Source organism: Halovivax sp. (genome assembly GCA_007119345.1).
Classification (GTDB): domain Archaea; phylum Halobacteriota; class Halobacteria; order Halobacteriales; family Natrialbaceae; genus Halovivax.
The window spans coordinates 1-3,529 of the sequence record SKPV01000084.1 but is presented as its reverse complement, the minus strand read 5'-3'; the positions used below and the strand labels follow the sequence as shown (position 1 = coordinate 3,529).

The window sequence follows — 3,529 nt, the reverse complement described above, 5'->3', positions numbered from 1 at the left end:
TCCGCGGTGACGGCCATCTACGAGTGTCGCCACTGCGGGACGCGGGTGACGGCCACCGCCGAGCGCTGTCCGGCGTGCGATCGCGCGGAGATCGCCGAATACCGGCTCCGATGAGCGCCGACTCCTGGGTCCGGTGAGCGCCGAATAGCGGCTCCGATGAGCCCCGAATCCCGGCGCAGATCGGTCCGTCTCCTCGCCGGGCCCGTCGATCCCGCCGACCCTCCGCCGGCGCGCGTGTGCGGTGGCACGGTCGAGCGCGTCCCGCGGGTGTCAGAGGCACGTTCTCACGCCCGCGTTCGCACGCGAGGGAGGAAGCCGCCGACCGATCCGTCCGGGAGAGAGACGCATCGCGTGTTGATGACACTCAAAAAGACGACACAAGTATTATATGCCGCCCTTGCCACTCTCACCCATGGCGGCTAATAGTACAAGGATGTTCGAAACCAAGCACGATTGGTCGAACACGGCCCCAAGTATTGCGGTCATCGATGCGATTTCCGCCATCGAAAATCGTGAGCCGACGAATCTCGCGGATACGTTCGATACGACGCTCTTCGACCGTATCGATCCCGAAGCGCTCGACGACCTCCTTGCCGGAGGCGGCGAGATTACGATAGCATTTTCCTACGGCGAGTATCGAATTCGGATCGACGAGAGTACGTTGCGGATCGTCCTCGACTGAGACTCTCGGCGTCGCCTCCGCGTGATGGCGCGGGTCGGCTGGCTCGGCGAAGCCTCCGGTCCCGTCCGGTGACTGGAGGTCCACAACGCTCGACGTTCGCCGGAGCGGGTCGCCACGACCGGCGGGAGTCGTGGGCGACAGCGGTCCCGATCGAAGCCGTCGAGACGGATGTCGCAAGCTCCGCGTCCGAAACCGGACGAGAAGAGGCGAGACGGACGCCGCAAGCTCCCCGTCCGATACCGGACGAGCGGGGCCGAAACGGACGCCACAATCACCCCATCCGCTACCGAACGAGATTAACCGAAACGGACGCCGCGGGGGCCGGATACCGCCGACCGCCGCCTAGTCGTCGGCGTCGGCGGTGGACGGAGCGCTCGCGGAGTCCTGCCTGCGCCCCCGCAGCAGTTCGAACTCCGGCGACTCCCAGGTCTCCCAGTGGGCGTCGTCCTCGGGGTCGCCGAGCGTACGCAACACCTCCACTTTGAGGGTGTACGTGCCGGCCGGACCCGGATGCGCGGCGTCGCTGTTGCCGGCCCGCGTCGTGCCGGGCCAGACGAACGGGTAGTAGACGTCCGGCCCCGGACTGCGCGGGAGGTGCCGGCTCTCCAGGAGCAGGTGCTCGCGCCCGCGGTCCTGGTCGATGGCGGTCATCCGCATCTCCCGGGGGAAGTGCCCGAAGAACGCCTCGACGACCGGGAAGTCCTCGTCGCGGAGCGTGAAGGTGTGGCCGTCCTCGACCGGCTCCGTGAGCAGGGCGCCGTCGTCGTCCTCGCCGACGATCGCCGCCAGCCGCGGCTCCCGCTCGACGAACTCGTCGGCCCCCGCGTAGTAGCCGAACAGCGGGAGCGCCTGGTAGTCACCCTCGTAGCCGGCGTAGGGGACGCGCAGCGTGTCGCCATTCTCCTCGACCGGGGTCAGTTCGACGTAGCCGCCGTACTGGTGGTTCGGCCAGCCGAACGCGGGCGCGTGGATCGTCACGTCGACCTCGGCCGTCTCGCCGGCGGGCACCGTGACGGTCGCCGGCGCGTCGACGGCGCTGCCCGGACCGAGGAACGCCGGCGCGAACGTGTTGGCCGCCGCCCCGAGCGTCCCGACGTGGTCGATCGCGTACTCGACGGCCTCGGCGCCGTCGTTGTGGATCGTCAGCGTGGTCTCCGTGCCGGTCCCGTCGCCGACCGCGATCTGGCCCGGCGTCACCCGTTGGTCGGCGGCGATCGCCTCGTCGATCCGGAGCATCCCGGCGCCCTGCCGGAAGCTGTGATCGAGTAATCCGAGGTCGGGCGCCAGCGACCACGGCTGGGGCGCCGCCGCGTTCTGCAGCCGGTCGCGTACGTCGAACGGGTCGAGATCGGGGTCGGCCTCGAGCAACAGCGCCACCGCGCCGGCGACGTGGGGAGCGCTCATCGAGGTCCCCGACAGCATGGCGTACTCGTCTCGCGCCAGCGGGTAGGTGGAGGTGATCAGCCCGCCCGGGGCGGTGAGGCTCGGCCCGAATGCGAGTTCGACGTCCTGGCCGTAGGAGCTGAACGCCGACAGCAGCCCGCCGTCCGGATTCGGGACGGTGATCTCCTCGTCGGTGAACCCCAGCGTCACGTCGTCGACGTCGGGGTCTTCGAGGAGCTCGACGAGGGCCGCGCCGCCGGCGTCGCTGATGCCCGCCCCCCAGACGCCCTCGACGCCGGCGTCGACGATCGTCCCGGAGAACAGGCCGGAGACGTTGTTGAAGATCACGACGCCCGTCGCCCCGGCCTCGACGGCGTTCACGTACTTATCCGCGAACGGGCAGTGGCCGCGTTCGATCAGGGCCACGTGGCCCTCCGGGAAGTCCTCGAAGTCCTCGGGCTGGCAGCCGAAGTAACCGACCTCGCCGCCTTCCTCGCTCTCGGCGGGCAGCGCGAGCGGATCGGACTCGCCCGCCGCAGGCGGCAACTCCGCGCCGCTCAGCTCGAGGTACGGGACCGGCTCGTCGAGGTGGTCGACCTCGAACGCGAGCGCCTCGAGGTGGGTGTTCTCGGCGCTGGCGACGCTGATGATGTCGTGGGCGTTCGCCGGCGCGCTCAGGCTCCAGGCGCCCAGCCCGCCGTCGTTGCCGGCGGAGTTGACGACGACGACGCCCTGGGCGGCGAGTTCGTTGCTGGTGGCCGTCGTCGGATACGCCTGGCCCCACTGCAGGCTCGCGCCCAGCGACATGTTCACGACGTCCATGCCGTCCTCGTAGGCGTCCTCCATCGCCTCGACGATGATGTCGGCCGTCGTGGGCCCCTCCAGGCCGAACACTTTGTAGGCGCCCAGGCCCACCTCGGGCGCCACGCCGGTGACGCCGTCGTCGCTCGCGGCGTTCGCCCCCGCGATGCCGGCCACGTGGGTGCCGTGGCCGTGCGGGTCCATCGGGTCCGGGTCGGGCGCTCGCTCCGCGTCGGGGTCGCTGGCGTCGAAGTCGTCGCCGACGTAATCCCAGCCGTGGCTGATGCGCGGGTGGTCGAAACTGCGGTCGTCCGCGTCCGCCTCGATGACGACGTCGGGATCCCCGTCGCCGCCGAGGTCCGGATGGTTGTAGTCGATGCCCGTATCGACGATCGCGACGCGGGCACCGTCGCCGGTGTAGCCGAGTTCCGAGCGGGCGTGATCGGCGCCGGTCATCGCGAGCGCGGTGTCGAGGTCCGGCGCAGCCGCCGCGGGATCGGGCCGCTCGACGAGCGCCACCGGGTACACCGCGTCGACGCCGTCGAGGCCGCTCATCCTGATGACGTCGGCCAGGTCGGCCCGGACCGAGAGCCCGTTCCACAGCGTCGTGAAGTCGCGCCGCTCGGCGAAGCGGATCTCCTCCTCGCGCGCGTCGGCGCGCAG

2 protein-coding genes are annotated in these 3,529 nt (G+C 70.3%); one reads left to right on the top strand and one right to left on the bottom strand.

Annotated features, from left to right (window positions below; genetic code table 11):
* Positions 1–412 precede the first annotated feature (412 nt).
* Positions 413–682, top strand: coding sequence for a HalOD1 output domain-containing protein (locus QZT59_RS05790; RefSeq protein ID WP_290812655.1), 270 nt, complete (start codon positions 413–415; stop codon positions 680–682).
* A gap of 342 nt (positions 683–1,024) precedes the next feature.
* Here the strand turns inward: QZT59_RS05790 and QZT59_RS05785 are convergent.
* On the bottom strand, positions 1,025–3,529 hold a 2,505-nt coding region (locus QZT59_RS05785), incomplete at its 5' end, for a S8 family serine peptidase (RefSeq protein ID WP_290812653.1).